Origin of the sequence: Hymenobacter elongatus (assembly GCF_004745955.1) — a bacterium.
Classification (GTDB): domain Bacteria; phylum Bacteroidota; class Bacteroidia; order Cytophagales; family Hymenobacteraceae; genus Hymenobacter; species Hymenobacter elongatus.
On the sequence record NZ_SRLD01000012.1, the window covers coordinates 48,283 to 71,896 of the forward strand.

At 59.4% G+C, this 23,614-nt stretch carries 18 protein-coding genes; 11 read left to right on the forward strand and 7 right to left on the reverse strand.

The window, feature by feature from the left end; genetic code table 11:
• The first annotated feature begins 19 nt into the window (after nt 1-19).
• The 4 genes from selD (at nt 20) to E5J99_RS07855 (ending at nt 3,378) form a co-directional block, all read left to right on the forward strand.
• The gene (selD, locus tag E5J99_RS07840) at nt 20-1,075 is read left to right on the forward strand and encodes a selenide, water dikinase SelD (RefSeq protein ID WP_135497165.1); all 1,056 of its coding nucleotides are present in this window, start codon (nt 20-22) and stop codon (nt 1,073-1,075) included.
• 3 nt (nt 1,076-1,078) lie between these two features.
• Nucleotides 1,079-1,672 (forward strand): hypothetical protein, encoded by a 594-nt coding sequence (locus tag E5J99_RS07845; RefSeq protein ID WP_135497166.1) that lies wholly within the window; start codon nt 1,079-1,081, stop codon nt 1,670-1,672.
• Nucleotides 1,673-1,833: 161 nt separating this feature from the next.
• On the forward strand, nt 1,834-2,604 hold the full coding sequence (locus tag E5J99_RS07850; RefSeq protein ID WP_135497167.1) for an alpha/beta fold hydrolase: 771 nt from the start codon (nt 1,834-1,836) through the stop codon (nt 2,602-2,604).
• Nucleotides 2,605-2,673: 69 nt separating this feature from the next.
• Nucleotides 2,674-3,378 (forward strand): SAM-dependent methyltransferase, encoded by a 705-nt coding sequence (locus E5J99_RS07855; protein ID WP_135497168.1) that lies wholly within the window; start codon nt 2,674-2,676, stop codon nt 3,376-3,378.
• Between the two features lie 226 nt (nt 3,379-3,604).
• Here E5J99_RS07855 and feoB read toward each other — a convergent pair whose 3' ends face one another.
• Nucleotides 3,605-5,797 (reverse strand): ferrous iron transport protein B, encoded by a 2,193-nt coding sequence (gene feoB / locus E5J99_RS07860; RefSeq protein WP_135497169.1) that lies wholly within the window; start codon nt 5,795-5,797, stop codon nt 3,605-3,607.
• Nucleotides 5,798-5,807: 10 nt separating this feature from the next.
• Nucleotides 5,808-6,071 (reverse strand): FeoA family protein, encoded by a 264-nt coding sequence (locus E5J99_RS07865; RefSeq protein ID WP_245318799.1) that lies wholly within the window; start codon nt 6,069-6,071, stop codon nt 5,808-5,810.
• A gap of 223 nt (nt 6,072-6,294) precedes the next feature.
• Between E5J99_RS07865 and E5J99_RS07870 the strand changes: the two genes are divergently transcribed.
• Nucleotides 6,295-7,191: a carboxypeptidase-like regulatory domain-containing protein gene (locus tag E5J99_RS07870; protein WP_135497170.1), complete on the forward strand. Its 897-nt coding sequence runs from the start codon at nt 6,295-6,297 to the stop codon at nt 7,189-7,191.
• A gap of 250 nt (nt 7,192-7,441) precedes the next feature.
• Here the strand turns inward: E5J99_RS07870 and E5J99_RS07875 are convergent, their stop codons facing one another.
• Entirely contained in the window at nt 7,442-8,842 is a 1,401-nt protein-coding gene (locus E5J99_RS07875) for an alpha/beta hydrolase family protein (protein WP_135497171.1), read from the reverse strand.
• Nucleotides 8,843-9,073: 231 nt separating this feature from the next.
• Complete coding sequence (locus E5J99_RS07880; RefSeq protein WP_135497172.1) at nt 9,074-11,863, reverse strand: TonB-dependent receptor; 2,790 nt, start codon at nt 11,861-11,863, stop codon at nt 9,074-9,076.
• 620 nt (nt 11,864-12,483) lie between these two features.
• Here E5J99_RS07880 and E5J99_RS07885 point away from each other — a divergent pair.
• Entirely contained in the window at nt 12,484-12,927 is a 444-nt protein-coding gene (locus E5J99_RS07885) for a CHRD domain-containing protein (RefSeq protein WP_135497173.1), read from the forward strand.
• Nucleotides 12,928-13,027: 100 nt separating this feature from the next.
• Here the strand turns inward: E5J99_RS07885 and E5J99_RS07890 are convergent, their stop codons facing one another.
• Entirely contained in the window at nt 13,028-13,648 is a 621-nt protein-coding gene (locus E5J99_RS07890; RefSeq protein ID WP_135497174.1) for an OmpA family protein, read from the reverse strand.
• Between the two features lie 91 nt (nt 13,649-13,739).
• A complete protein-coding gene (locus tag E5J99_RS07895) occupies nt 13,740-16,235 on the reverse strand; it encodes a bifunctional UDP-N-acetylmuramoyl-tripeptide:D-alanyl-D-alanine ligase/alanine racemase (RefSeq protein WP_135497175.1) in 2,496 nt (831 codons plus the stop codon).
• Between the two features lie 132 nt (nt 16,236-16,367).
• On the opposite strand from E5J99_RS07895, the gene E5J99_RS07900 reads away from it, so the two are divergent.
• From E5J99_RS07900 to E5J99_RS07915, 4 genes are all read left to right on the forward strand, one after another.
• Nucleotides 16,368-17,279, forward strand: a complete 912-nt coding sequence (locus E5J99_RS07900) for an EamA family transporter (protein WP_167852039.1) — start codon at nt 16,368-16,370, stop codon at nt 17,277-17,279.
• Nucleotides 17,280-17,455: 176 nt separating this feature from the next.
• Nucleotides 17,456-20,017, forward strand: a complete 2,562-nt coding sequence (locus E5J99_RS07905; protein ID WP_135497177.1) for a YfhO family protein — start codon at nt 17,456-17,458, stop codon at nt 20,015-20,017.
• 331 nt (nt 20,018-20,348) lie between these two features.
• Complete coding sequence (locus tag E5J99_RS07910) at nt 20,349-21,269, forward strand: 1-aminocyclopropane-1-carboxylate deaminase/D-cysteine desulfhydrase (protein ID WP_135497178.1); 921 nt, start codon at nt 20,349-20,351, stop codon at nt 21,267-21,269.
• 68 nt (nt 21,270-21,337) lie between these two features.
• Nucleotides 21,338-21,967: a DUF4230 domain-containing protein gene (locus tag E5J99_RS07915; RefSeq protein ID WP_135497179.1), complete on the forward strand. Its 630-nt coding sequence runs from the start codon at nt 21,338-21,340 to the stop codon at nt 21,965-21,967.
• Here E5J99_RS07915 and E5J99_RS07920 read toward each other — a convergent pair.
• Nucleotides 21,964-22,461 (reverse strand): regulatory protein RecX, encoded by a 498-nt coding sequence (locus E5J99_RS07920; protein ID WP_135497180.1) that lies wholly within the window; start codon nt 22,459-22,461, stop codon nt 21,964-21,966. The two genes, E5J99_RS07915 and E5J99_RS07920, sit on opposite strands and share 4 nt — an antisense overlap.
• Before the next feature lie 210 nt (nt 22,462-22,671).
• Between E5J99_RS07920 and E5J99_RS07925 the strand changes: the two genes are divergently transcribed.
• Nucleotides 22,672-23,553 (forward strand): DMT family transporter, encoded by an 882-nt coding sequence (locus tag E5J99_RS07925; protein ID WP_245318801.1) that lies wholly within the window; start codon nt 22,672-22,674, stop codon nt 23,551-23,553.
• Nucleotides 23,554-23,614: the final 61 nt, after the last annotated feature.

A 23,614-nucleotide genomic window follows, 5' to 3' on the forward strand; every position in this document is an offset into this window, starting at 1 on the left:
GCTTCTAACGCCTTTGCCCATGACTCCCGACACCACGCCCGACCAGATCCGCCTCACGCAGTACAGCCACGGGGCGGGCTGCGGCTGCAAAATTGCGCCCAAGGTGCTCGACCAGATTCTGCACACCAGCATTGCCCAGCCCCAGCACGACAAGCTACTGGTAGGAAACAGCAGCCGCGACGACGCGGCGGTGTACGATATCGGCGGCGGCCAGGCCATCATCAGCACCACCGACTTTTTTATGCCTATCGTCGATGATGCCTATGATTTTGGGCGCATTGCCTCGGCCAATGCCATTTCGGACGTGTACGCCATGGGCGGGCGGCCCGTCATGGCTATTGCCGTGCTGGGCTGGCCCATTGATAAGCTGGCTCCGGAAGTGGCCCGCCGCGTGATTGAGGGCAGCCGCAGCATTTGTGCCGAGGCGGGCATTCCGCTGGCCGGCGGGCACAGCATCGACTCGCCCGAGCCCATCTTCGGCCTGGCCGTCACGGGCATGCTCGACATCAAGAACCTGAAGCAGAACGACACGGCTACAGCGGGCTGCGCGCTCTACCTGACCAAGCCTTTGGGAGTAGGAATGTTGACCACGTCGCAGAAACACGGTATTCTGAAGCCTGAGCACGAGCAGATTGCACCCCAGCAAATGATGCAGCTCAACAAAATCGGCTACGAGCTGGGCCAGCTGGAAGCCGTGCGCGCCATGACCGACGTCACGGGCTTCGGCTTGCTGGGCCACCTGTCGGAAGTGTGCGAAGGCAGTAATCTTACGGCGGAAATCGAGTTCAGCAAAGTGCCCTTGCTGGCCGAGGCCGAGGAATACCGGCAGCAGAAAGCCATACCCGGCGGCACGGTGCGCAACTGGGACAGCTACGGCCATAAAATAGGGGCCGTAACCGACGAGCAGCGCCACTGGCTCTGCGACCCACAAACTTCGGGCGGCCTGCTGGTGTGCGTCGAGCCCGGGGGCGAGGCGGCCGTGCAAGCCGTTTTTGAGCAGTATGGCCTGACGCTACAGCCCTTCGGCACGCTGCGGCCGCACGTGGCCGGGGAGCCCTGGATTGAGGTGCGCTAAGCAGTGAAGCTGTTCCCTTTTCTGCGCCCCATCCTGGAAATCGTGGCGGCTGTGTGCGCCATCGTGTTTGGCCTGCGCTTTATTACCAGCTTTTTCAGCCGGGCCAGCCCGGTGTACCGGCCCACGTTTCTGCGGCAGTTCTATCTGCTGTTCTGGCCCTTGCTCAGCATGAGCGTGGGCCTGCCCTTCCTGATTTCGTTTCTGTACCTGGGGCCTGTTTCGGCTTATGAGCTGGTGCTGTTGGTGGCGCTGGGAGCCGTAATTATGGGTTTTTCGGTGCCCGCTCTGGTGCTGCATGCTCAGTATTACGCCCGCAACCTGCACACCACGCTCGTGTTCGACGCCAGGCAGAACCGGCTGGAAATCTACGAAGGCCGGGTGCTGATTCCGTTTGCCAGGCGCGACCTGGTGCGGGTAGAATACGTGACCTGCCGCTCCAAACGCATGTTCTGGAGCAACTACAACTTCCTTCGGCTGCACCTGACCACCGGGGAAGTGCTGACGCTTACCTCCCTGCTCACCAATCTTGCACCAGTAGCCGAGTTTCTGCGCAATAGCAATCTGGAGTCACGCCAACAGTGGTTCTGCTTTGTATAAACCGCGCTGACTACGTGCCTCAAGTACCCCACCGGACTACCTGATAGCGAAGCCCGAGCTATGGCTGAGGCCTGAGCCCGGGCACCAGCAAGGCGTAGAGCTACCAGGCTTGAAAGAAGCGGTAACGCTGTTTTGCTTTTCCCTACCGACCTTTGCGCTCTATGCAACTACACCACCGCGAACTGGGCGAGGGCAATCCGCTCGTTATTCTGCACGGCCTGTTTGGCACCTCCGACAACTGGCAAACGCTGGCTAAGCGCTGGGCCGAAACCCACCGCGTTATCGTGGTAGACCTGCGCAACCACGGCCGCTCGCCCCAAACGGCCGAGCACTCCTACGAGCTCATGAGCCAGGATGTGCTGGCTCTGTTCGACCAGCTGCAGCTGCAGCACGTGACGCTACTGGGTCATAGCATGGGTGGCAAAGTAGCCATGCGCTTTGCCCTCGACCATCCCGCCCGCCTCGATCGGGTGGTCATACTCGATATCGCGCCGCGCCTGTCGGATATGCAGCATCAGGATGATATCCTGGCCGGTCTGCACGCCGTGGACCTCGCCAGCGTGCAGTCGCGGCAGCAGGCCGATGAAGCCCTGGCCCAGCACATTCCGCAGGTGGGCGTCCGGCAATTCCTGCTCAAAAACCTGTACCGCCGCGAAGACAACTCCTTTGCCTGGCGGCCCAATCTGGCGGCCCTGACGACGCATATGCCCGCCATCGGAGCCGAAATTACAGGCCCCACTCCTTTTCTTAAGCCCGCGTTATTCGTGCGGGGCGGCAAGTCAAACTATGTCACTACCGAAGACAAGCTCTACGGCATTCCGGCGCTGTTCCCCAACAGTCAGGTGGAAACTATTGTGGACGCTGGGCACTGGCTCCACGCCGAAGAGCCCGACCAGATTTATACCCTGGTAGAAGCATTTGCCACTAGTTGAGCCTTCCATAAGGTCTTTTTGCGTGCAGCCCTACGCTGCGTTTCCACTTCCTACTTAGCACCCTTCCGCTTGAAAGGCACCTTGTACCTGATTCCTACCGTGCTGGCCGACGACACGGCCCCGCAGGTGCTACCCGCTCAGGTAGCCACCCAGGTGGCAGCGCTTTCTTATTTTCTGGTAGAAAATGCCCGCACGGCCCGGCGCTTCATCAAAACTGTAGCGCCGGCACAGGTAATCGACAGCTTGCGCATCGCCGTTATCGACAAAGACTCGACCGAAGCCCAGATTACCGAGGCCCTGAAACTAGTAGTAGCGGGCCAGGACGCGGGCGTGCTGTCGGAGGCGGGCTGCCCGGGCGTAGCCGATCCGGGGGCGGAAATTGCGCGCCTGGCCCACAAGCTCGGTATTCGGGTGGTGCCGCTGGTGGGCCCCTCGTCTCTCCTGCTGGCCCTGATGGGCTCGGGTATGAATGGGCAGAGCTTCGCGTTTCACGGCTACTTGCCCATCGAGCGGGCTCAGCGCCTGGCGGCCATTAAAACGCTGGAAAAGCAGGCCCTCAGTCAGCACCAAACCCAATTATTCATCGAGACGCCCTACCGCAACATGCAGATGCTGGAAGATTTGCTGACTCAGCTGCACCCCTCGACCCGCCTATGCATTGCTGCCAACCTCACCGCCGCCGATGAGCTGGTGCGCACCGACACGGTAGCAGGCTGGAAAGGCAAACTCCCCCAAATTCATAAGCAGCCCGCCGTGTTTTTGATCGGAAAGTAGCAGTTGGGTTAGTTTCGGCTGTCATCCTGCCGCTGGTGCACGCAGCGGGAAGAGCCCTTTTCACTTATCCTCACTGAAAGTTATTCACACTAAAAAGCCCCTTACCATGACAGGCAAAGGGCTTTTTACTGTGAAGCTGTTTAGGAAGTAGACTGCCCGTCATGCTTTGACAAGCTCAGCATGACGGGCATACACCAGCTGCAGGAATGATAGCCGAAATCAACCCCTACTTAAATACCTGGTACACAATCAGCGACGACACATAGGCCAGGCCCGTCATATAGAGCAGCTGCAGCAAGGGCCATTTCCAGCCTTTGGTTTCACGATACACCACGGCCAGCGTACTCATGCACTGCATGGCAAAAACGTAGAACACGAGCAGGGAAAAGGCCCGAGCCGGCGTAAAGAACGGCTGCCCGTTTTCGTCTTTTTCAGCGGCTAATTTCTGCTGCACCGTGCGCATATCGGCATCCTGCCCTACGCTATAAATCGTGGAGATGGTGCCCACAAACACCTCGCGGGCCGCGAAGGAAGTGATAAGCGCAATACCAATTTTCCAGTCGAAGCCCAAGGGCCGAATGGCGGGTTCCAGCAGGTGGCCAAACAGGCCCGCGTATGAATTCTCCAGCTTTTCGGAGGCTATCCGGATATCGGTTTCCGTGGGCGTCAGCTGTTGCTGAGCGGCGGTAGCCCGCACCCGGCTTTCGGCCCGCGCCAGCGAATCGCCCGGTCCGTAGGAGGCCAGCACCCACAGAATCACGGAAATGGCGACGATAACCTTACCGGCCTGAAACACAAAGGTTTTCACCTTTTCCACGATGGTGATACCCACATTTTTCCAGCGCGGCCAGCGGTACACCGGAAACTCCATGATGAAGTAGCTCTTGTTCTGGGTGCGCAGCAGCAGCTTCAGCGCCAGCGCCGAGAAAATAGCCGCAAAGAACCCCAGCAAGTACAGCCCCATCAGCGCGAAGCCCTGCAGGTTGAAAATACCCAGCACTTTGGTCGGCGGCACTACCAGCGCAATCAGCACGGTATACACCGGAATCCGGGCCGAGCAGCTCATCAGCGGCGTCACGAAGATGGTGATGATCCGGTCTTTCCAGTTTTCGATGGTGCGCGCGCTCATAATGGCCGGCACGGCGCAGGCCACGCCCGAAATCAGGGGCACCACGCTTTTGCCGTTGAGCCCAAACTTGCGCATGATGCAGTCCATCATGAACGTGACGCGGGCCATGTAGCCCGTTTCCTCCAGCACCGCAATAAAGGCGAAGAGCAAGGCAATCTGCGGGATAAAAATCAGGACGCCGCCCAGGCCCGCCAACACGCCTTCGGTGAGCAGGCTCACCAGCGGCCCGTCGAAGTTGGTTTGCACCAGCTGGTTGATCCAGGTTACACCCTCGTCGATAAGCTCCATGGGGTAGCTGGCCCAGGCAAACACCGCCTGAAACATCAGAAACAGCACTCCAAAGAAAATCAGGTAGCCCCACACCTTGTGGGTCAGCACCTTATCGATACGGTTGCTGTACGGCTCGTTCTGCTCGGTGCGCGTCACGGTCACCGTATTCAGCAGAATATCGTTGATGCGGGCGTATCGGTCAATCGTCTCCTGGGCCTGCCGGGCAGTGGGCTGAAAGTCGTATTTCTCCACCAGCTCCTGAATATATGCCCGGTCGTCGGGAGTCAGAAAGCTGATTTGCCGGAACTGGTGCGCGTAGTGCAGCGCCAGGTAGTCGTTGTGCAAGTCGAAGTAGTAGCGAATCTGCCGGAGCATGGGCAGCAGGTCGTCGCTGGGCGAAAAGAAGCCCTTGGTAGGCGCGCCTAGCTGCCGCGCCATCACGATTTTGAGGGCCGCAATACCGACGCCTTTGCGGGCATTCATCGGAATAATGGGCACGCCCAGCTCCTGCTGCAGCGCCGAAATATCAATTTGAATGCCGTGCTGCTCAGCCACGTCCATCATATTCAGGGCCAGCACGGCCGGCAGGCCCAGGTCAGCTAGCTGGGTAAACAGCAGCAGATTACGGCGGATATTGGACGCATCCACCGTCACGACCACGAAATCGGGGTATTGCTCGGAAGTCCGGTCGTAGAGCAGGTCAGTTATTACCTTCTCGTCCAGGCTCTTGGGATACAGCGAATACGTACCCGGCAGGTCAATAATTTCGGCGCGGTGCTGAGCCGTAAGCTGACTGATGCCCGTTTTGCGGTCGACCGTGACGCCGGGGAAGTTTCCTACTTTCTGGTTGAGGCCCGTGAGCTGGTTGAACAGCGAGGATTTGCCCGAGTTGGGGTTGCCGATCAGCGCAATGCGCGTGAGGGTACGGGGGCTGCGCGGTGGCACGTCGCGCAAGGCTTCCAGCGTCAGGGCCGAAGCAGCGGCCCCGGTAGAGTCGGTGATGAGGGAAGCGCGGGCCATGCGGCGGCAGCTAGTCTTTCAGAAGAATAGTGGCTGCCTCGCTCACCCGCAACGACAACGTGTAGTCTTCGTTGCCCACGACCAGCGTAATAGGGCAGCCCAACGGGGCCCGGCTGTTCATCCGGACCTGCGTGCCGGGAATACAGCCCATTTCCAGCAGCTTCAGTGCCATTTCCGGATCCTGCAGGCAGCAGATGGTGCCGCTTTCGCCAAGGCGCAGGTCTTTCACGCTACGAGGCACGGGAGTCTTGGCTGAGGCGGAAATGCTGGACACGGGCACGGGTGTTATTTAGATTCTGTTCAAACAAAGATACTACCCATTTAGGTTTCAGCCAAAACACAGATAGTTGTACCTTGGAAGGGCGAAAAAACATCTAAGTCTTTGATTTAGAATTATTCCGAACTGCAATTGCATATTTATAAATATTCAGGGAGGTCTTGCGTTTCTTCGCCCTTTTCATTGTAGTTTTGACATATAATAAAGATCCTGACTACCTATGCTTCAACGCGTACTTACTCTTTTCGCCTTCGTTCTGCTGTTCCCAGTAGTGGGCTTTGCTCAGGAGAACAAAATTTCGGGCCGCATTGTAGACCAGAAAACCAAAGAACCCATTCCTTTTGCCTCCATTGGCCTGAAAGAGGAACAAAGCGGCGCGCTGACCAACGAGTACGGCTTCTTCCAGATGGCCATGCCCGACAAGGCGCAGGACTCCCTGGTAGTGCTGGCGCTGGGCTATTTCCGCAAGGCCGTGCTGGTGAAGAAAGGTGCCAACCTGCAAGACCTGATTATCGAAGTGCCCAAGCGCGTTATCGAGCTGGCCGACGTAAAAGTTATTGGTGGCAAGGTGAAAGACCTGTCGCTGGGCTCGAAGGGCAACACGCCCGGCGAGGGCATGATTCAGGGCCTGCCGGGCCAGCAATATGCCTTCTTCGTGAAAAACGAGAAGAGCAAAAAGTTGGGCAACGTCCGTTCGGTCTCCTTCTACATCGGTGAAAACGGCTTTCCGCGTGAGCCTTTCCGCGTACGTCTCTACAAAGCCGATGGCAACTACAACTCGCCCAACACCGACATCCTGACGGACAACGTGGTGGTATCGGCCCCGAAAGGCGGCGAGTGGTATACCATCGACCTGAACTCGTATAACATCCCGGCCCCCGAAGAAGGCTTCTTCGTAGCCATGGAGTGGATTGTGAGTGGTGACAAGTTCTACACCACCAACTTCATGGAGACCTACACGCCCTACGGTCAGATCATGCGTCCTACGTTCGAATTCAAAGAGAGCCGCACCTGGACCTACTCTATCGGCAAAGGCTGGAGCCTGATTACACTGGCCAACAACGGCATGCGCTACAACGCTATGATTAAGGCCGAAGTTGACATGATTAAAGACTAGAGCCACCCGCTCTGCCCCTGGTTTTAACCGGAGAACATCCCAAAAGAAAAGCCCGCGCTCCAACCAGCACGGGCTTTTCTTTTGTCTTCAACCGAGCGGGCCTTACTAGTCAGGAAGTCGTCAGAACGTCATGCTGAGCGCAGCCGAAGCATCTCGCGTGCAACAGTAATCAACTTACCATTGCACGCGAGATGCTTCGGCTGCGCTCAGCATGGCATTCTATTGGATTTCAGCGACTTCCTAAACAGCTTCATTGCTTCTCTTGCTGAACATGCTTCATGATCCATTCCCGGACAGCATCCTGGGCGGCGGGCGAAAACGTGGGCTGCAGCTGACCTTCCAGCATGGCCCACTCCGCTTGGTCGGCCTGGAACAGGTGATTTACGCCGGGCAGCTTGCGGGCAGTTACATCCTTATTGGCCTTGAGGCCCTTATCCAGGGCCGTCAGGTTGGTTTCGGGCGCTGCCTGCAGGTCTTTGGTGCCATTGAGCAGCAACACCGGGCAGCGCACTTTGGCGAGCACGCTCTGCGGATCGAAGCCCAGGAAGTAGCGGTACCAGGGCGTAGTCAGCTCGGCGGCGCTGGCCAGAGCGGTGGCATTGTCCATGGAGGTGTTGGTCTGCCGGAGCATGTTGGCGACGATAGCCTGAGCCTGGGCATTATCGGCAGTGAGGTTGATAATCTCCAGCATCGACTTTTGCCGCTTCGTAGCGGCTTCTATCTGCACCGCTTCCATGCCCACGGAACGCATGACATTGGCTTGTTGCTGTAGCAGCACCTGCTGGCCCGGAACGCCGTAAGCGGCCATCAAAACGATGAAAGTGGGCGGCAACGGCTCGGCGGCAGCCAGCGTGGCAATATTGCCACCCTCGCCGTGCCCGATCAGGCCGATATGGGAAACGTCGACCTCGGGGCGGGTACGCAGAAAGTTGAGGCCCGCCTGCGCATCTTTCACGAGGTCGGCGGTGGTAGCGGCGGCGGTGTTGCCTTGCGACTGGCCCACGCCCCGGTCATCGTAGCGCAGCACGGCGATACCGCGGCGGGTGAGGTAGTCGGCAAGGGCACCGAACATCCGGTATTGGTCCAGGGTACCGTCGCGGTCCTGGGGACCAGTATCGGAAAGCAGCAGCACGGCCGGAAATGGCCCTTCCCCGGCGGGGACGGTCAGGGTACCCGCCAGCCGTATGTTCGCCTGCTGATTGGAGAAAGCCACTTCCGCGACCCGGTAGGGCGGTGGAAACTTGAAGTTTTTGGCCAGCGCGGCCGGCGGCGGTATTAGCGTCAGCTCCAGCGGGGCCTTGTAGCCGGGCTGTTGCCAAGTGCCTTGCAGCAGCTTGCCAGTGGCATCGAGCAGCCCCACGAAACGGCTATCGGCGGCGGCGGCATACAGCACCACGGTATCCCCCGTGGTTTCTACCGTCATGGGCATGCGGTTGACCTTCTGCAACGGTACGTCGAGCACGGCAAACCGCTTACCAGTGGCCAGTTCCGTAACGCTGATAACGATTTCCAGGCTGCCGCCCGGCATTTGCAGTGGGCCTTTCCATTGGCCGGCTACGCCAGAAGCAGGACTAGTTTGCCCCTGACCAGCCAGTGGAAACAGCAGCAGCGCTATCCACCAGCCGCACAAGCAGCGGTTCAAAAATTTCATACAATGCGTAAACAAGGGTGTGTAGGGAAAGAGAGTAGAGTCGGCCTGTAGCAGGAGCTACACCAGAACATGTTACTCATGTCAAGGCACTAGCCGCGACTGTACAGGGCATAGCTGCGGGCGAAAATAGTGATATTATATACAGGAAATACAATAGGCCATCATACTATCGGCGCTCTTCGCCGACATACGGGAGAAGAGCGCCGATAGGCTATTGCATACCAGGGAAACCTACAGGCCCAGTGTATAAACGGCTTTCAGGTAAACAAAAGCCCCATTGAAGCCCATTTGCACCGGGTTGTAGGGAAAAATATCCCGGCCCTCGGGCAAGTTGGATGGCTTGCCGAAACGCTCCTGGTAGTAGGCATTGAACTGCGCTTCGGTAGCAAATCCGCCGGGCGGCCGACCGTTGCGGGCAGCTTCTGCAGTGGTGTTCGGAAACACGTTGAACAGATTGTTCACGCCCGCCGTCAGCCCCAATGACTTGAGCGGCTTATACCCAACTATCAAGTCGGTGACGGTGCGGGGAGCGAAGCTCAGGAAGTAGCTGCCGAAGTCGTTGGTCGCATCCGTGTTGGTATCGAAATACTCCACTCGCCCGAAATAGGTGTTGCGGACCAGCACGTTGAACTTGCCCAGCTCGTAGCCGAGATTCAGCAGCACTTTGCTCGCGGGGCTACCCGTTTCGATGAGCGACAGTTGCCGGGGGTCGATGTAGTTGGTGTTGGCGTCGTCGTCGTTTTGCAACGACTGGAAGTTGGCGGGCACATTCAGGCCCTGAATGGAAGTGCGGTTGAAGTTGGCAGCCGCAGTTACCGTGAAGGAGCCCCGACCCAGCTCGTGCTGGTAGTTGGCCACCAGGTCGAGGCCGGTGGTGCGGGTATCGACGGCGTTGGTGAAGAACTGCGCCCGGTCGGTGCTGTAGCGAAACAGGGCCGCGTCGAGGTTGGCGCTGATGCCCGTGCCGAACAAGCCCGACAGAATAATCCGGTCCTTGATATCGATACGGTAGACATCAGCGGTAAAGGAAAGGTTGGGGAGCGGGGTAACGACCAGGCCGGCACTGTAGCTAAGCGACTTTTCGGGGCCCAGGGCCGGAATGCCCGCGGCCCGCGTTACCTCGTCCTGGTTATTAAAAATACCCGAATAGCGCACTCCCGTGGCCGACGATTCCAGGGAAAGCTGCCGGTACAAGACCTGCTGCAGCGAGGGAGCCCGGAAACCGGTGTTGAAAGCGCCGCGCACGGCAACGGGCTTGATAACCTGGTAACGGGAGGTGACTTTATAAATAAAGGCCGAGCCAAAGTCGCTGTAGTTTTCGAAGCGCAGGGCCGTAGTCACCGACCATTTCTTGGTGATATCGGCTTCCACATCGACGAAACCGCCGACGTTGCTGCGGGCCCCGACTACGTCCGATTCGGGCGCGAAACCCAGGAAGCCCTGGGAGCCCGGCCCCGAGTTGGCCTTGCCATCATCGTAGCGCCCCCAGGAGCGTTGCTCGCCTTCCACAATCTGGTAGTTGTCGTTGCGGTACTCGGCCCCGAAAGCGACGTTGGTGCCGGCCAGAAAAGTCGGGAACAACCGGCTGACGGTGGCGTTGGTCACGTTCTGGGTGAACTGGAAGCCACCGGCTTCAAACTCGGTAGGCGAATTGGCCCCCAGCGAAGCATTCAAGGTGTTGCTCACGTTGTAGCGCATCTGGTTGTAGCCCAGCACGTGGCTCACGTCCAGGCTCCAGGGGCCCAGGCTCACGACCGCGCCTACCGCGCCGGAGGCATCATGGCTGCGGGTGTTGATGAGTGGCTGGTAGCCCAGCGGGAAGATGGACTCAATGATATTATCGGCCTGCGTGACGGGCAGCACCCACGGAGCCGCCGCGTTGCCGCGCCGGTAGTTGTAGCCCCCGAAGGCATACAGCTTCACTTTGTCGGTAGCCGCCAGGCTGGCGTTGAAAATACCCCGGTAGTTATCGATGCGGGCGTCGCCGTTGCGCTGCGCAAAGTCCTGATACGTTTTACCGTTGGCGGCCAGGGCGGCGTTTTCCGTGGCGCGGTCAGAGGAGAATACGGGCCGCGAGAACAAGTCGCGGGAGTAGTCACGGGTGGTAGAGCCCCGATGATCAGCATCCAGCGTCAGGTTCAGAAAACCTTTAGGGCCCAGCTTGAAGCCCTTGTTGACGCTGGCCAGCGTAGTGAGGCCGTCGCCTTGGGTGGTCACGCCGGAGCCGACGAGCACGTTGCCGCCTTTGTTGTCCGACTTCAGGCTGATATTCATCACGCCCGCAATGGCGTCGGAGCCGTACTGGGCCGCCGCCCCGTCGCGCAGGATTTCAATCCTGTCGACGGAGTTGCTGGCTATGGTGTTCAAATCGGTACCCACGTTGCCCACGCCCCGGTTGCCGACCAGGTTGATAAGCGCCGTGGTGTGGCGCCGCTTGCCGTTCACGAGCACCAGCATCTGGTCGGTGCCCAGGCCCCGTAGCGAGGCCGGATCTACGTGGTCGGAGCCGCCGGCAGACGTCTGCCGGGTGGAGTTGAAGGACGGCACGACGTAGTTCAGGATCTGCGTCATGTCGGTTTGGGGAGCCGTGACGGACAATGCGCGCATGTCGATGACGTCGACTGGTACCGCCGATTCGAGTACGGTACGGTCGGAGCGGCGCGTACCAACGGCCACCAGCTCGGGGTTCAGAGTGAAGTTGAACAGCGCCTGCTTGTCGGCGACCAGAAACACGTTGTTCACGAGCAGCGTGCGGTAGCCAGCCTGCACCACTTGCAGCGTGTAAGGGCCACCTACCAGCAAATCAGTAATTGTGAAGCTCCCGACGCCGTCACTTGTGATGGAGCGGCGGATGCCGGTGGGCAGGTGAATAGCCGCGACCGTGGCTCCTGCCAGCGCTTCATTTTTATCGGAGCTCACCGCCCCTGTAATACCGGCCGTGGTGGCCTGGGCCTGCGCGCCTTGCGCACACAGGAAATACAGGCTGAAGAATATCAGCCCAAAACGCGTAAAAAGTTGCACAGGTATGTAATTGAGTTCGTAGATCTGGGTCTCTTAATAAGTCTACCACCTAAAAAGTTTTTCTATTTTTTAATTTATGAGAATAATATAATTAGATACAGATGCCTAAAAACACTTGCTTGCAATCAATGACTCTCGACTTTACCTACGCCAAGAGCTATCCTATAGCGGTTTCGTGAACGGTGGAACCCGGCTGATGTAGAGACGCGTATTCGCGTCTCATCGTTCGTGCCGCCTGCCCGGTTTCGTTCAACGACGAGACGCGAATACGCGTCTCTACATCGGGTGTCTACGGTTTGCGAAACCGCTATAACAGCCATTTAAGTCACTTTTAAGCTCCACATTAAAAAGAATATGAGTCTCTTCTGTATTTACTCCTTTAAAATTAAATATCGTTTTCTGCATCAATCTAAAGTACAGCAATTAAGTAAGCCCGTTAATGCTTGATTTTGCAGTAAAAACAAAGTTATACAGAGAGGCATGGCTACCGGAGGCAAATAACTCTATGGGTTTTTAATTTCATCGACCTGTCTCACCACGTTAAAAAAATAAGAAGCGAAACAATTGTCAGCCGTTTCGCTTCTGCACTCACACCTTTTATAACCCCTCATACCCCAATAATGAAAAAGTACGCTTACCTGCTCCTGCTCCTGACGGGGCTAACTACCATTTCCTGCAGCAAAGACGACGAGGCAGCGGCTCCCGCTTCCCAGGTGGTTAACCTCACCGCGACCTTAGATGGCAAGCAGCAAGTGCCCGCCAACAACTCGCCTGGCACGGGCACCCTCGTCGGCACGTACGACAAGACCACTCGAGTTATTACCTACACCATCGAGTTCCAGAACATGACGGCTGCTCCGTCCCTCGGGCACTTCCACCAAGGCGCACCGGGTGTTAGCAGCTCGGTTATTGTGCCTTTCAGCGGCTTAACCTCGCCTATCAAAGGCTCGGCGACCCTGTCGCAGACCGATGGTGACAAGCTCTTGGCACAGGGCGTATATGCTAACCTGCACAGTTCCAATTTCCCGCAGGGAGAGCTACGCGGTGATATCAAAGTGAAGTAGTCATTCGCTGCTACTGTACAGCCCGAACGCAAAAGAGGCTCCAGCTTGCGCTGGAGCCTCTTTTGCGTTCGGGCGTATTGCTACGTAAGCAAAGGGCACCTTACTTGGTGCGTACGGCTATTTCTACCCGGCGATTCTGCTGACGGCCTTCGGCCGTAGCATTGGAGGCCACCGGCTGAGCTTCGCCCATCGGCTCCACGCTCACGCGGGCAGCATCTATTTTTCCATTCTGGCTTAGCCAGTTTTTTACGGCCGTGGCGCGCTGCTCACTCAGCTCCCGGTTATAGTTTTTGTCGCCCCGCGAATCGGCGAAGCCCATGATATACACCGGACCCGTAGCGTAGCGCTGCCCGATAGAAGCGCTGATTTGTTGCAGCGCATTGCTGGCACCGGGCTTTATATCGGCTTTGTCGGTATCGAAAAGCACGGTTTCGGCTACGCCATACACGCTGTATTCGTCGTTGCCGCGCACGGTCACGTCAGCCAGGCTCACTTCGGGGTATTTCACGTCGGCCAGCTTGGCCTGAGTCATATCCCAGCCGCTGCCCACGGCATCGGTAGCGGGAGCAGCGCCACCAGCGGCACTTTCACCCTCGCGGTACACGACGGCCGTATCCTGGGTGGCCTCCTGGGGCTGGTCTTTGGTTTCGGGATTCTTCAGGTTGTCGCAGGCCGTGAGCAGCGCGATGAGCGCCACGACGGAAAGAAAATGTTTTTTCATGGTTGTGGAGGAAAGGGGGGCGGAAAAAGAAGTGTCGGATCTTACGTAGCCGCCGCCTTGGGGTTCAGATTTCGGCTTTCCCACTCTCTTTTCACTCCGCGAAAAACACCCGCTTCACCCGCTCACTCACATTGGTCAGCAGCTCGTAGGGGATGGTACCAATACGCGTAGCGGCTTCCCGCAGCGGCATTTCTTCTCCGAACACGACGGCCGAGTCGTCGGGCTGCGCGGCGGGAATGTGCGTCACGTCAGCCATACACATATCCATGCACACATTGCCTATGATGGGCGCGCGCTGCCCCCGGATGATGACCTCTCCTACTTCGTTGCCAAAGCGCCGGTCGTAGCCGTCGGCGTAGCCGATGGCTAGGGTGGCAATACGACGCTCGTGCTCCACCGCCTCTCCCCGGCGACCGTAGCCCACGGTGTGGCCGGCAGCCAGGGTTTTAATCTGGGAAATAGTAGTGCGCAGGCTGCTCACGGGGCGTAGGGCATCTTGCTCCTGTCCGCTGGCCTCCACGCCGTAGAGCCCGATGCCGAGCCGCACCATATCGTAGTGCGCGTCCGGAAACCGAACGATGCCGGCCGAGTTCAACGCGTGCTTCAGAATAGGATGGCCCAGGGCGGCTTCTACCAGCGGCGTCATGCGCTGGAAAGCGGCTAGCTGCTGGCGGGAAAAGTCGTTGTGCTGGGCTTCATCGGCCCCGGCCAAGTGCGTCAGGGCACTGGCCACGCGCAGGTGGGCAGCATTTTCGCGCAGCGCCGCGCACAAGGCCGGCAAGTCGGCTTCGGCAAAACCCAGGCGGTGCATGCCAGTGTCGAGCTTGAGATGAATGGCGGGCATGGCCTGCTCCTGCGCGGCCCGCAGGTATTCTTGGAGCCGCTCAAACGAATATATTTCGGGCTCCAGGTGGTACTGGCGCAGCTTCTGGAAGCTGTCGGGCGAAGGATTCATCACCATAACCGGCAGGCTGATGCCGTGCTGCCGCAAGTCAACGCCCTCGTCGGCATAGGCCACGGCCAGGTAGTCGGCGCGGTGAAACTGGAGCAGGTTGGCCACTTCGTAGCTGCCGCTGCCATAGGCGAAGGCCTTCACCATCACCATCAGGCGGGTGCCGGGCTGCAGCCGGGCCCGGTAGAAATTCAGGTTATGCACCAGCGCATCGAGGTTCACTTCCAGCACCGTGCCGTGGATTTTCTGCTGAAAAGCGGCCACAATACGCTCAAAGCCGAAACGCCGGGCACCTTTCACCAGAATGGTTTCCTGGTGAAACTGCTCGGGCCGAAAAGACGTCAAAAACGCTTCAGTAGACGAAAAAAAGGCGCGGCTCAACTCCCCAAATGTCGCTTGGTGAGCACCGATTTCCGGTCCGATACCCACCAGCCGCTCCACGCCGTGGGCGGGCAGCAGCGCCGCCACGCGGGCATACAGCTCGGCCGCCGGCAGCCCCGACTCGAGCACATCGGACAGAATCAGGGTGCGGCGGCCACGGCGGGGCTGGCGGGCCAGCGCGTCGAGGGCGAGGCGCAGCCCGGCCAGATCGTTATTATAGGTGTCGTCGAGTACGTAGCAGTCGTTGAGGGCCTGTTTCATTTCCAGCCGCATGGCAACGGGCAGGAGCCGGTCGAGGCGCTGCTGAATTTCGGCAACGGGCACCTGGCGCCACAGCAGCACTACGAGGCCATGCAGGGCATTTTCGACCGAAGGCTCGTCGGCGAAGGGTAGCGTGAACGTATGCTCCTGCGGCCGGGGCCGCTCCAGGGTCACGCGCACCACCGTGCGGCCCGCCGAAGCCTCGATGACCGACACGGCAACGTGGCTGTCGTAGGCATGGTGGCGGCTCCAGGTGAAGGTTCGGGCTAGCCCCAACCGGGCCTGCGCCGCCGCGTGTATGGCCTCATGGTCGCGGCAGTAGAACAAGGTATCTACGCCCTCGAACAGCATCATTTTCTCCGCTACCTTCTCCTGCCCTGATGCGAAGCCCGCATCGTGCGCGGTGCCCAGGTTGGTAAAAATGCCCAGCGTGGGCTGAATTGCTTGGGCCAAGCGGGCCATTTCCGTTGGCTGCGAAATGCCGGCCTCGAAGATGCCGAGCGTGTGCGTAGCGTTCAGCTCCCACACCGACAGTGGCACGCCCACCTGGGAGTTGTAGCTGCGCGGGCTCTTGCAAATCAGCTCGTCGGGACTCAGCAGCTGGGCCAGCCACTCCTTCACAATGGTTTTGCCATTTGAACCGGTGATGCCAAATACCGGAATCCGGAACTGCCGCCGGTGCCGGGCCGCAATGGCCTGCAAGGCCGCCAGCGTATCATCGACCACCAGAAAACCCGCTTCGGGAAACGCTGCCACGCCGCCGGCAATAGCGGTCAGGTGGTCGACGACGAACAGGCGCACGCCCTGTTGGTAGAGGTCGGGCAGGTAGCGGTGCCCGTCGTGCTGCGCCCCACGAATGGCAAAAAACAGCGACCCGGCCGGCTGCCCCACGCGGCGGCTGTCGAGCAGCAGATGCTGAACACGGGCCTCGGCAGGGGCGGCTTGCAGCAGGCGGCCGCCGGTGAGAGCGGCAAGGTCGGAGAAGACGAGCATAATAACGGAGAAAACCAAGCCGAAGATACTATGGTTTGGGCCGGCCCCCAGCGCCACGACGCGCCCAAGCTGCCGGCTGGGGCGAAGTGCCGTACCTTCGGAACCATTTTTCGGCTTGCTCCTTCCTGTCTCGTGAAACTCTCCCGCCACCATCTGGCCGCTTTACTAGCCTTTCTTATCTGGGGCTTCTTCCCCATTCCGCTGCGGCTGCTGGCCGGCTACGCCAGCGGGCAGATTCTGTTCTTTCGGGTCTTGTTATCGCTGGTCATTTTGCTGCTGATTAACCTGAGCGTGCGGCGCGACGTGGTGCGGGCCACCTGGCAGCAGTGGCAGCGTGCCCGCCCGGCCGAGCGGCGGCGCGTAGCCTTCAGCACCATCGTGGGCGGAGCGCTGCTCACCAGCAACTGGCTGTTGTTCATTTATGTCGTGAATAAAGTGAGTGTGCAGGCTGGCTCCTTCGCCTACCTCATCTGCCCCATTCTGACGGCGCTGCTGGGCTTTGTGGTGCTGGGCGAAAAGCTGCGCCCCCGGCAGTGGCTGGCCATCGGGCTGAGTGCCCTGAGCTGCGCACTACTCGGCGCGGGAGCCTGGCAAACGGTGCTGATGAGTCTGGTGGTCGCCATCACCTACGCTTCCTACCTCATCACGCAGCGCCAGCTGCAGGGCTACGACCGGCTGCTGCTGCTCACGGTGCAGCTGGTGCTGGCGGCCCTGGTTATTTTGCCCGCCGCGCCGCTGCTGGGGGCCACGCCCGGCGCGGGCTTCCAGGATGGCTACCTGCTGCTGCTCACGGCCATTCTAAGCCTCGGTTTCACGGTGATTCCGCTGTTCCTGAATCTGTTTGCCCTCAACGCCCTGCCCTCGGGCACCGTCGGTATCCTGATGTACCTAAACCCGATTCTGAGCTTTGCGCTGGCCTTTCTGTATTTCCATGAGCAAGCCAATCTGTACCAAGCCATTGCCTACGGCGTGATACTGGTGTCGGTGGTGCTGTATAATTCGGGGCCGGTGGCAGACCGCGTCAAGGCCGCGAAAAGATCCTGATGGCATGGGGTTGACACTAGTCGCACCACGGGGTGGGGCGCGGGTGTTGCGGCGCTAAACCAGAGGTCCGACTCTGGTCCGGTGGCTTTCCTGAAATAAAATAATCGGGCTACCTTCGGGCTAGCTGTCCGCTTCTGTGGGCTACACAGGCCATTTTCCGACTCTTTTCTCGTCTGATGACTATTGTTTCTTCTCCGGCCGTGCCGCTGTGGCGCCGGGCATTGCCCCACCTGTTGGCGGTTGTCTTTTTCCTGGTGCTGGCCGCCGTCTATTTCTCGCCCATCCTGTTCGATGGCAAAACCCTGGCCCAGCACGATGTGGTGCAGTTTAACGGTGGGGCACACGAGGCGCAGCTCTACCGCGAAACAACCGGCAAGGAAGCGTTGTGGACCAATTCCATGTTCTCCGGGATGCCCACCTACCTCATCAGCACCCGCTTTCCCGGCGACTTATCGATCTACCTGCACCAAATTTTTACCCTGCACCTACCGGCGGTAGTAGCCAACTTATTTCTGGCGCTGGTGTGCGGCTACGTTCTTTTTGTGGCCCTGGGGCTGCGGCCATTGGTGGCCGCCGTGGGTGCTATTGCGCTGGGCTTCACCAGCTACAACCTGATTATTCTGGCGGCGGGCCACAACACCAAGTCGCTGGCCTTGGCGTATGCCCCGCTGGTGCTGGGTGGCCTGCTGGTCACGTTCCGGCGCAACCGGTGGCTGGGCGCGGGCCTGTTTGCCCTGGGCCTGACCATGAACGTGCGCTCCAATCACCTGCAAATCACTTATTATCTGCTGCTGCTGGTACTCGTGTTTGGCATTGTCGAGCTGGTGGCGGCACTGCGTGAAAAGCGCCTGTCTGACTTCCTGGGCCGCACAGCTCTGCTGGGCGCGGCGGCGGTGCTGGCCGTGGGCGTGAGCTTTGGCCGCCTCTACGTCACGGCAGAATATGGCAAGGCCTCGATTCGGGGCAAGTCGGAGCTGACGACTCCAGCCCCGGCCGCGCCCGGCGCGGCGGCCGTTACGGCCAGTGAAGAGGGCGTAGGCTCCGGCCTCGACCGGGATTATGCCTTCGGCTGGAGCTACGGCGTGGGCGAAACCATTACCCTGCTGATTCCTAACTACTACGGCGGTGCCAGTGCGGGCTCCTTAAGCGAAAGCTCGGCCACTGGTAAGGCTCTGGCTGGCTTGGGCGTGCCGCCCGTGCAGCTGCGCGAGTATTTGCAGCAGCTGCCGCTGTATTGGGGCGCGCAGCCGGTTACCAGCGGCCCCGTGTATGTGGGTGCCGTCGTGTGTTTTCTGTTTGTGCTGGGCCTGTTCGTGGCCGACCGCCGCACGCGCACTTGGCTGCTGGTGGGCACTATTCTGTCGATTCTGCTGGCCTGGGGCAAGAATTTCGAGTCGTTCAACTACCTGATGTTCGACTACTTTCCGGGCTACAACAAGTTTCGGTCGGTGTCGATGGCGCTGGTTATTGCCCAGCTGGCCATGCCGCTGCTGGCGATGCTCGCCCTGGCCCGCATGCTGCGCCCCCACCCATCGGCAGTGCCGGTGGCTGGTGCCAGCACGCATCCTAGTCTGTCAGCGCTGAGCGGCTCGGCGGCCACCTCGCCCGAAACGGCGATTCTGCAACGCAAGCTTCTCTACGCCGTGGGCATTACGGCGGGTATCTGCGTGCTGGCGTTCCTGGCTGGCCTGGGAGCCGACTTTGCCGCCCCAATCGATGCACAGATGCAGCAGCAAGGCTTCCCACTCGACGCGCTTCGTGAGGACCGGGCCAGCCTGATGCATACTGACGTGTTTCGGGCACTGGTTTTCGTGCTGCTCACGGCTGGCGTGCTGTACTTTTATCTGCGGCGTAAGCTCTCGGCTACCACGGCCACGCTGTTGGTGGGGGCTTTGACGCTGGTCGACTTATGGTCAGTGGATAAGCGCTACCTGAACGACACCAATTTCCAGCGCGAAACTATTGCTCAGCAGTTTGTGCCCACCGCAGCCGACGAGCAGATTTTGCAGGACAAAGACCTGAGCTACCGCGTGCTGAATGTGCAAAACCCGTTCAACGAAGCCAACACGTCGTATTTCCACAAAAGCGTGGGCGGCTACCACGGGGCCAAGCTGCGCCGCTACCAGGATCTGATTGAGCGCCAGATTTCGGCCAACAACCCCCAAGTGCTGGCGATGCTCAACACCCGCTACCTCATCACCGGCGACCCCAAGCAGCAAGTGCAGCGCAATCCGGGGGCGCTGGGCAATGCGTGGTTTGTGAGTGAAGTGCAGAAGGTGCAGACTCCCGACCAGGAAATTGCAGCCCTCACTACCCTCAACGTAGCCACGGCGGCCGTAGTCGACGCTTCGAAGTTTCCGCTGGCGAAGACGAGCTACAACGCGGCTGGCTCCACCATTGCCCTGACCAACTACGCACCCGATGAGCTGACCTACCGCACCACGGCCGTGCAGGAAGGCTTCGTGGTGTTCTCCGAAATCTACTACGCCGATGGCTGGAACGCCTACCTCGATGGCAAGCTGGTGCCCCACCTGCGCGCCAACTACGTGCTGCGCGCCCTACCCGTCCCGGCGGGCACGCACACCATTGCGTTCAAGTTTGAGCCCAAGGAATACGCCATTGGCAACACCATTTCGCTCATTTCTTCGGTGCTGCTGATTTTAGTATTGCTGGCCACCGTAGCCTACGCCATAAAACGCAAGCCTGCGCCGACAGCAGAAGCATACTCAGCGGCCTAAGCTATTGCGGGAACGGCTTTCGTCGGCTGGCCTTTTGGGGAAAGCGTAGCGAAGTGAAGAACCTTTCTCGATTGCGCAACAAGCCGAAATCAGCACACAAAGCCCTTTACCGTTGCGCGGTAAGGGGCTTTGTGCAGTAGCGTTGGACCTGAATCAGGAACCAGACTTGTTCCTGAATTAGAAATGACATAAAAAAGAACGTCATGCTCTATCTGGCGGTCAAATACACTTTCTCTGTATTTGGGAACAATGCTAATGCGTGCATTTGATGAAAGGTACTTCGTAGGCGTATGCCAGATGCAGGATGACAGACCAAACGACTGCTGAACCGATGCTTCTTCAGGAACTGCACGAGCCCATTGCCGAGCAGCACGGCGTGCAACTGCTGTTGCTGCGCGACGACCTGGCCCACCCCGAGCTGCCCGGCAACAAGTGGCGCAAGCTGAAATACAACCTGCGGGCGGCCCGTGCGCAGGGCCACGATACGCTTCTGACGTTCGGCGGAGCCTTTTCTAACCACATAGCCGCCGTGGCGACGGCCGGCCGCCTGCAAGGGTTCCAAACAATAGGCCTCATACGGGGCGAAGCAACGCTGCCGCTCAACCCCACGCTCACCCAGGCCACCGCCGACGGCATGCACCTGCACTACCTCGACCGCACCACCTACCGCGGCGCACGCGAGCCGGAAGTGCTACAAGAGTTGCTGCGCCCCTACGGCAACCCCTACGTGCTGCCCGAAGGCGGCACTAACGCCCTAGCCTTGCCGGGCTGCGCCGAGCTGATAACCGAGCTAACGGCCCAAACCGACTTTGCGGCCGTAGCCGTGGCCTGCGGCACGGGCGGCACGCTGGCGGGGCTGCTCACCGGGCTCGGGGGCCAACGCGCTGCTATTGGCGTATCGGCGCTGAAAAACGGAGGCTTTCTGCGGGACGAAATACACCAGCTGACGCAAGCCGCCGTGGGCCAGCGCTATGCCAACTGGGAGCTGCTGACCGACTACCACTTGGGAGGCTACGCGCAGTTTTCGGCGGAGCTGCTCGGCTTTATCCAAGGATTCCAGGCCCGGCATGGCGTTCTGCTCGACCCACTCTATACCGGCAAGCTGCTCTATGCGTTGCTGGACCAAATACGACAGGGCCGGTTTGCGCGGGGCAGCACGGTAGTAGCCGTGCATACCGGTGGGCAGCAAGGCTGGGCGGGATTTCGGCAGCGGTTTTCGCCTCGCAGCTCCTGGTGGCCGGCGCTGGGCTGAGGCTGGCAGCCAAATGTCCCCCGAAGGCGTATACTTTCCACCGCTGCTCGTTTTCCCGTGTTCCGTCTATGCCGATTGTTCGTTTGCTTCGCCGCCTGTTGCCGTTGTTGTTTCTCGTCGGCCTGGGCTGGTTTCTGTGGATAAAGGTACAGCCTGCCCTGTTCGATAATCCGCTGAATGTGGAGCCCCGCGTGACCGTTACGCACAACACCGTGCTGACCAAAATCGAGGCTCTGGGCCGGCTGGAACTGGTGCGCTACCAGTTCAAGGACGTGGTAGAATACCGCAAGAGCACCTACCGTTTCCTGCCCGACTCCAAAGTGGCCCTGATTGTGGCCGGCAACGCCATCGGCTGCCTCGATCTGCGCAAGGTGAAGCCCCAGGACGTGGTGTTCGAGGGCGACTCGGTGGTGCGCGTGGCCCTGCCCGCCGCCGAGCTCTGCACCTGGCAGGTAGATCATAGCCAAAGCCGCGTATACAGCACCCAGAACTCGTTTTTCAACGACGCTGAGCTGGTGGACGAAGGCTACAAGTACGCTGAGAAGAATGTGCGGCGCGCGGCCCTGCAGTCGGGCATTCTGGCCCAAACCACGCAAAATGCCGAGCATATTCTGCGGCCCATGCTCGAAACCATGACCGGCCGCCGGGTGGTGCTCACCCAGCAACTTGCCCCGCCAGCCCGGCCAGCCCGGCGCTAGTCCTCCGCTTCCGGCTCCTTGCCCAAGTCATCCAGGGCCATTTTGATCAGGTCGTTTTCGTAGCCTTTCACGGTCATAAACAGCGTGAGCTTCTGGCGGCGCAGGCGCTGATTGCCCTCCTTTTCCATGCGGTTGCGCTTTTCCAGCACGTCGATCAGGTTCTGGTAATACTCGTCGCCGTCGATTTCCTTCATCCCAGCCTTGACGCAGTAGTCAGAAATACCTTTTTGCTTGAGCTCTTGGGTAATGCGGCGGCGGCCCCACTTTTTGATGCGGTATTTGCCCCGCACAAACGCCTTGGCATAGCGCTCCTCATCCAGCAGCTTTTCCCGGCTCAGCCGGATAATTATTTCGCCGGCTTCGTCTTCATTCAGGCCGTATTCGCGCAGCTTGGCTTCCACTTCTTTTTGGTTGCGCTCCTGGTAGGCGCAGAAGGCCGCTATTTTAGGCAACGCCTCCGAGGGCGTATAAAACTTCTTTTTGGGCTGCTCCATAGGTAAAATAAGAGTGCTTGGCGGGCGGAAAGGTAGCTGCTTACAACGTGAGCAATGCACTAGACGTTCGGCCTGGGCCCAGCCAAGCTAAAAAAGTGCTACTGCATTTGTAGCCGCGAAAGGCTCTCGCCACCCACTCCCATAACTTTACCTGGAAGTAGGAGTTGCTTGCACGCCCACCTTTAATATTCCTGCCTTTTGCCCCGCTTTATGACGCTCACGCTCGGTGCCCGCTACATGCTGCTCTCGACGCTGCTTTTTGCCTTCATGAACGTGTGCGTGAAAATGCTGCCCCACCTGCCACCGCTGGAAATCATTCTGTTTCGCTCTCTTATGTCGGTGGGCCTGAGCTACGCCATGCTGCGGGCGCTGCGCATCCGGCCCTGGGGCACCAACCATTTTTTCCTGATTGCCCGCGGGGCCACCGGGGCTATTTCCCTGATTCTCTACTTCTTCACGCTGCAAAAAATGCCACTGGCCACGGCCGTCACCATTCAGTACCTGGCCCCGATTTTCACGGCCATTCTGGGCATTTTTATCGTGCGGGAAAAAGTGCAGCCCTGGCAGTGGCTGTTCTTCCTGCTGTCGTTTCTCGGCGTACTCGTGGTCGAAGGCGTGGATACCCGTGTAGACCTGCTCTATGTGGGTCTGGGCGTAGTCTCGGCGCTGTTCGCGGGCTTCTCTTACAACTCTATCCGGCGGCTCAAAGGCAAGGAAGACCCCTTGGTGGTCGTGTTTTATTTCCCCATGGTAGCCCTGCCTATCGCGGCCGTCTACTGCCTCTTCCAGTGGGTGCAGCCCCAAGGCTGGGATTGGCTCTGGCTGCTGCTGACGGGCCTGTTTACGCAGGGCGCGCAGCTCGCCATGACCAAAGCCTACCAGGCCGAAAAGCTTTCGAGCGTAGCCAACCTGAACTACATCGGGATTGTGTACGCCGTGGGCCTGGGGCTGCTCTTGTTCGGCGAAACCTTCCACGCCGTGTCCTACCTGGGCATGGTGCTGGTGCTGGTCGGTGTGGTGCTGAACACGTGGTACACCAGCCGGCAAGCAAAGGCCGTGCTTGTGGCTCCCACGGAAGAGGTAGTGGCCTGACCAGCGGCGCGGACAAAGAATAGTTCGTGGTTGCCAGCCTATTAGCCCGCAAATCCGTGAC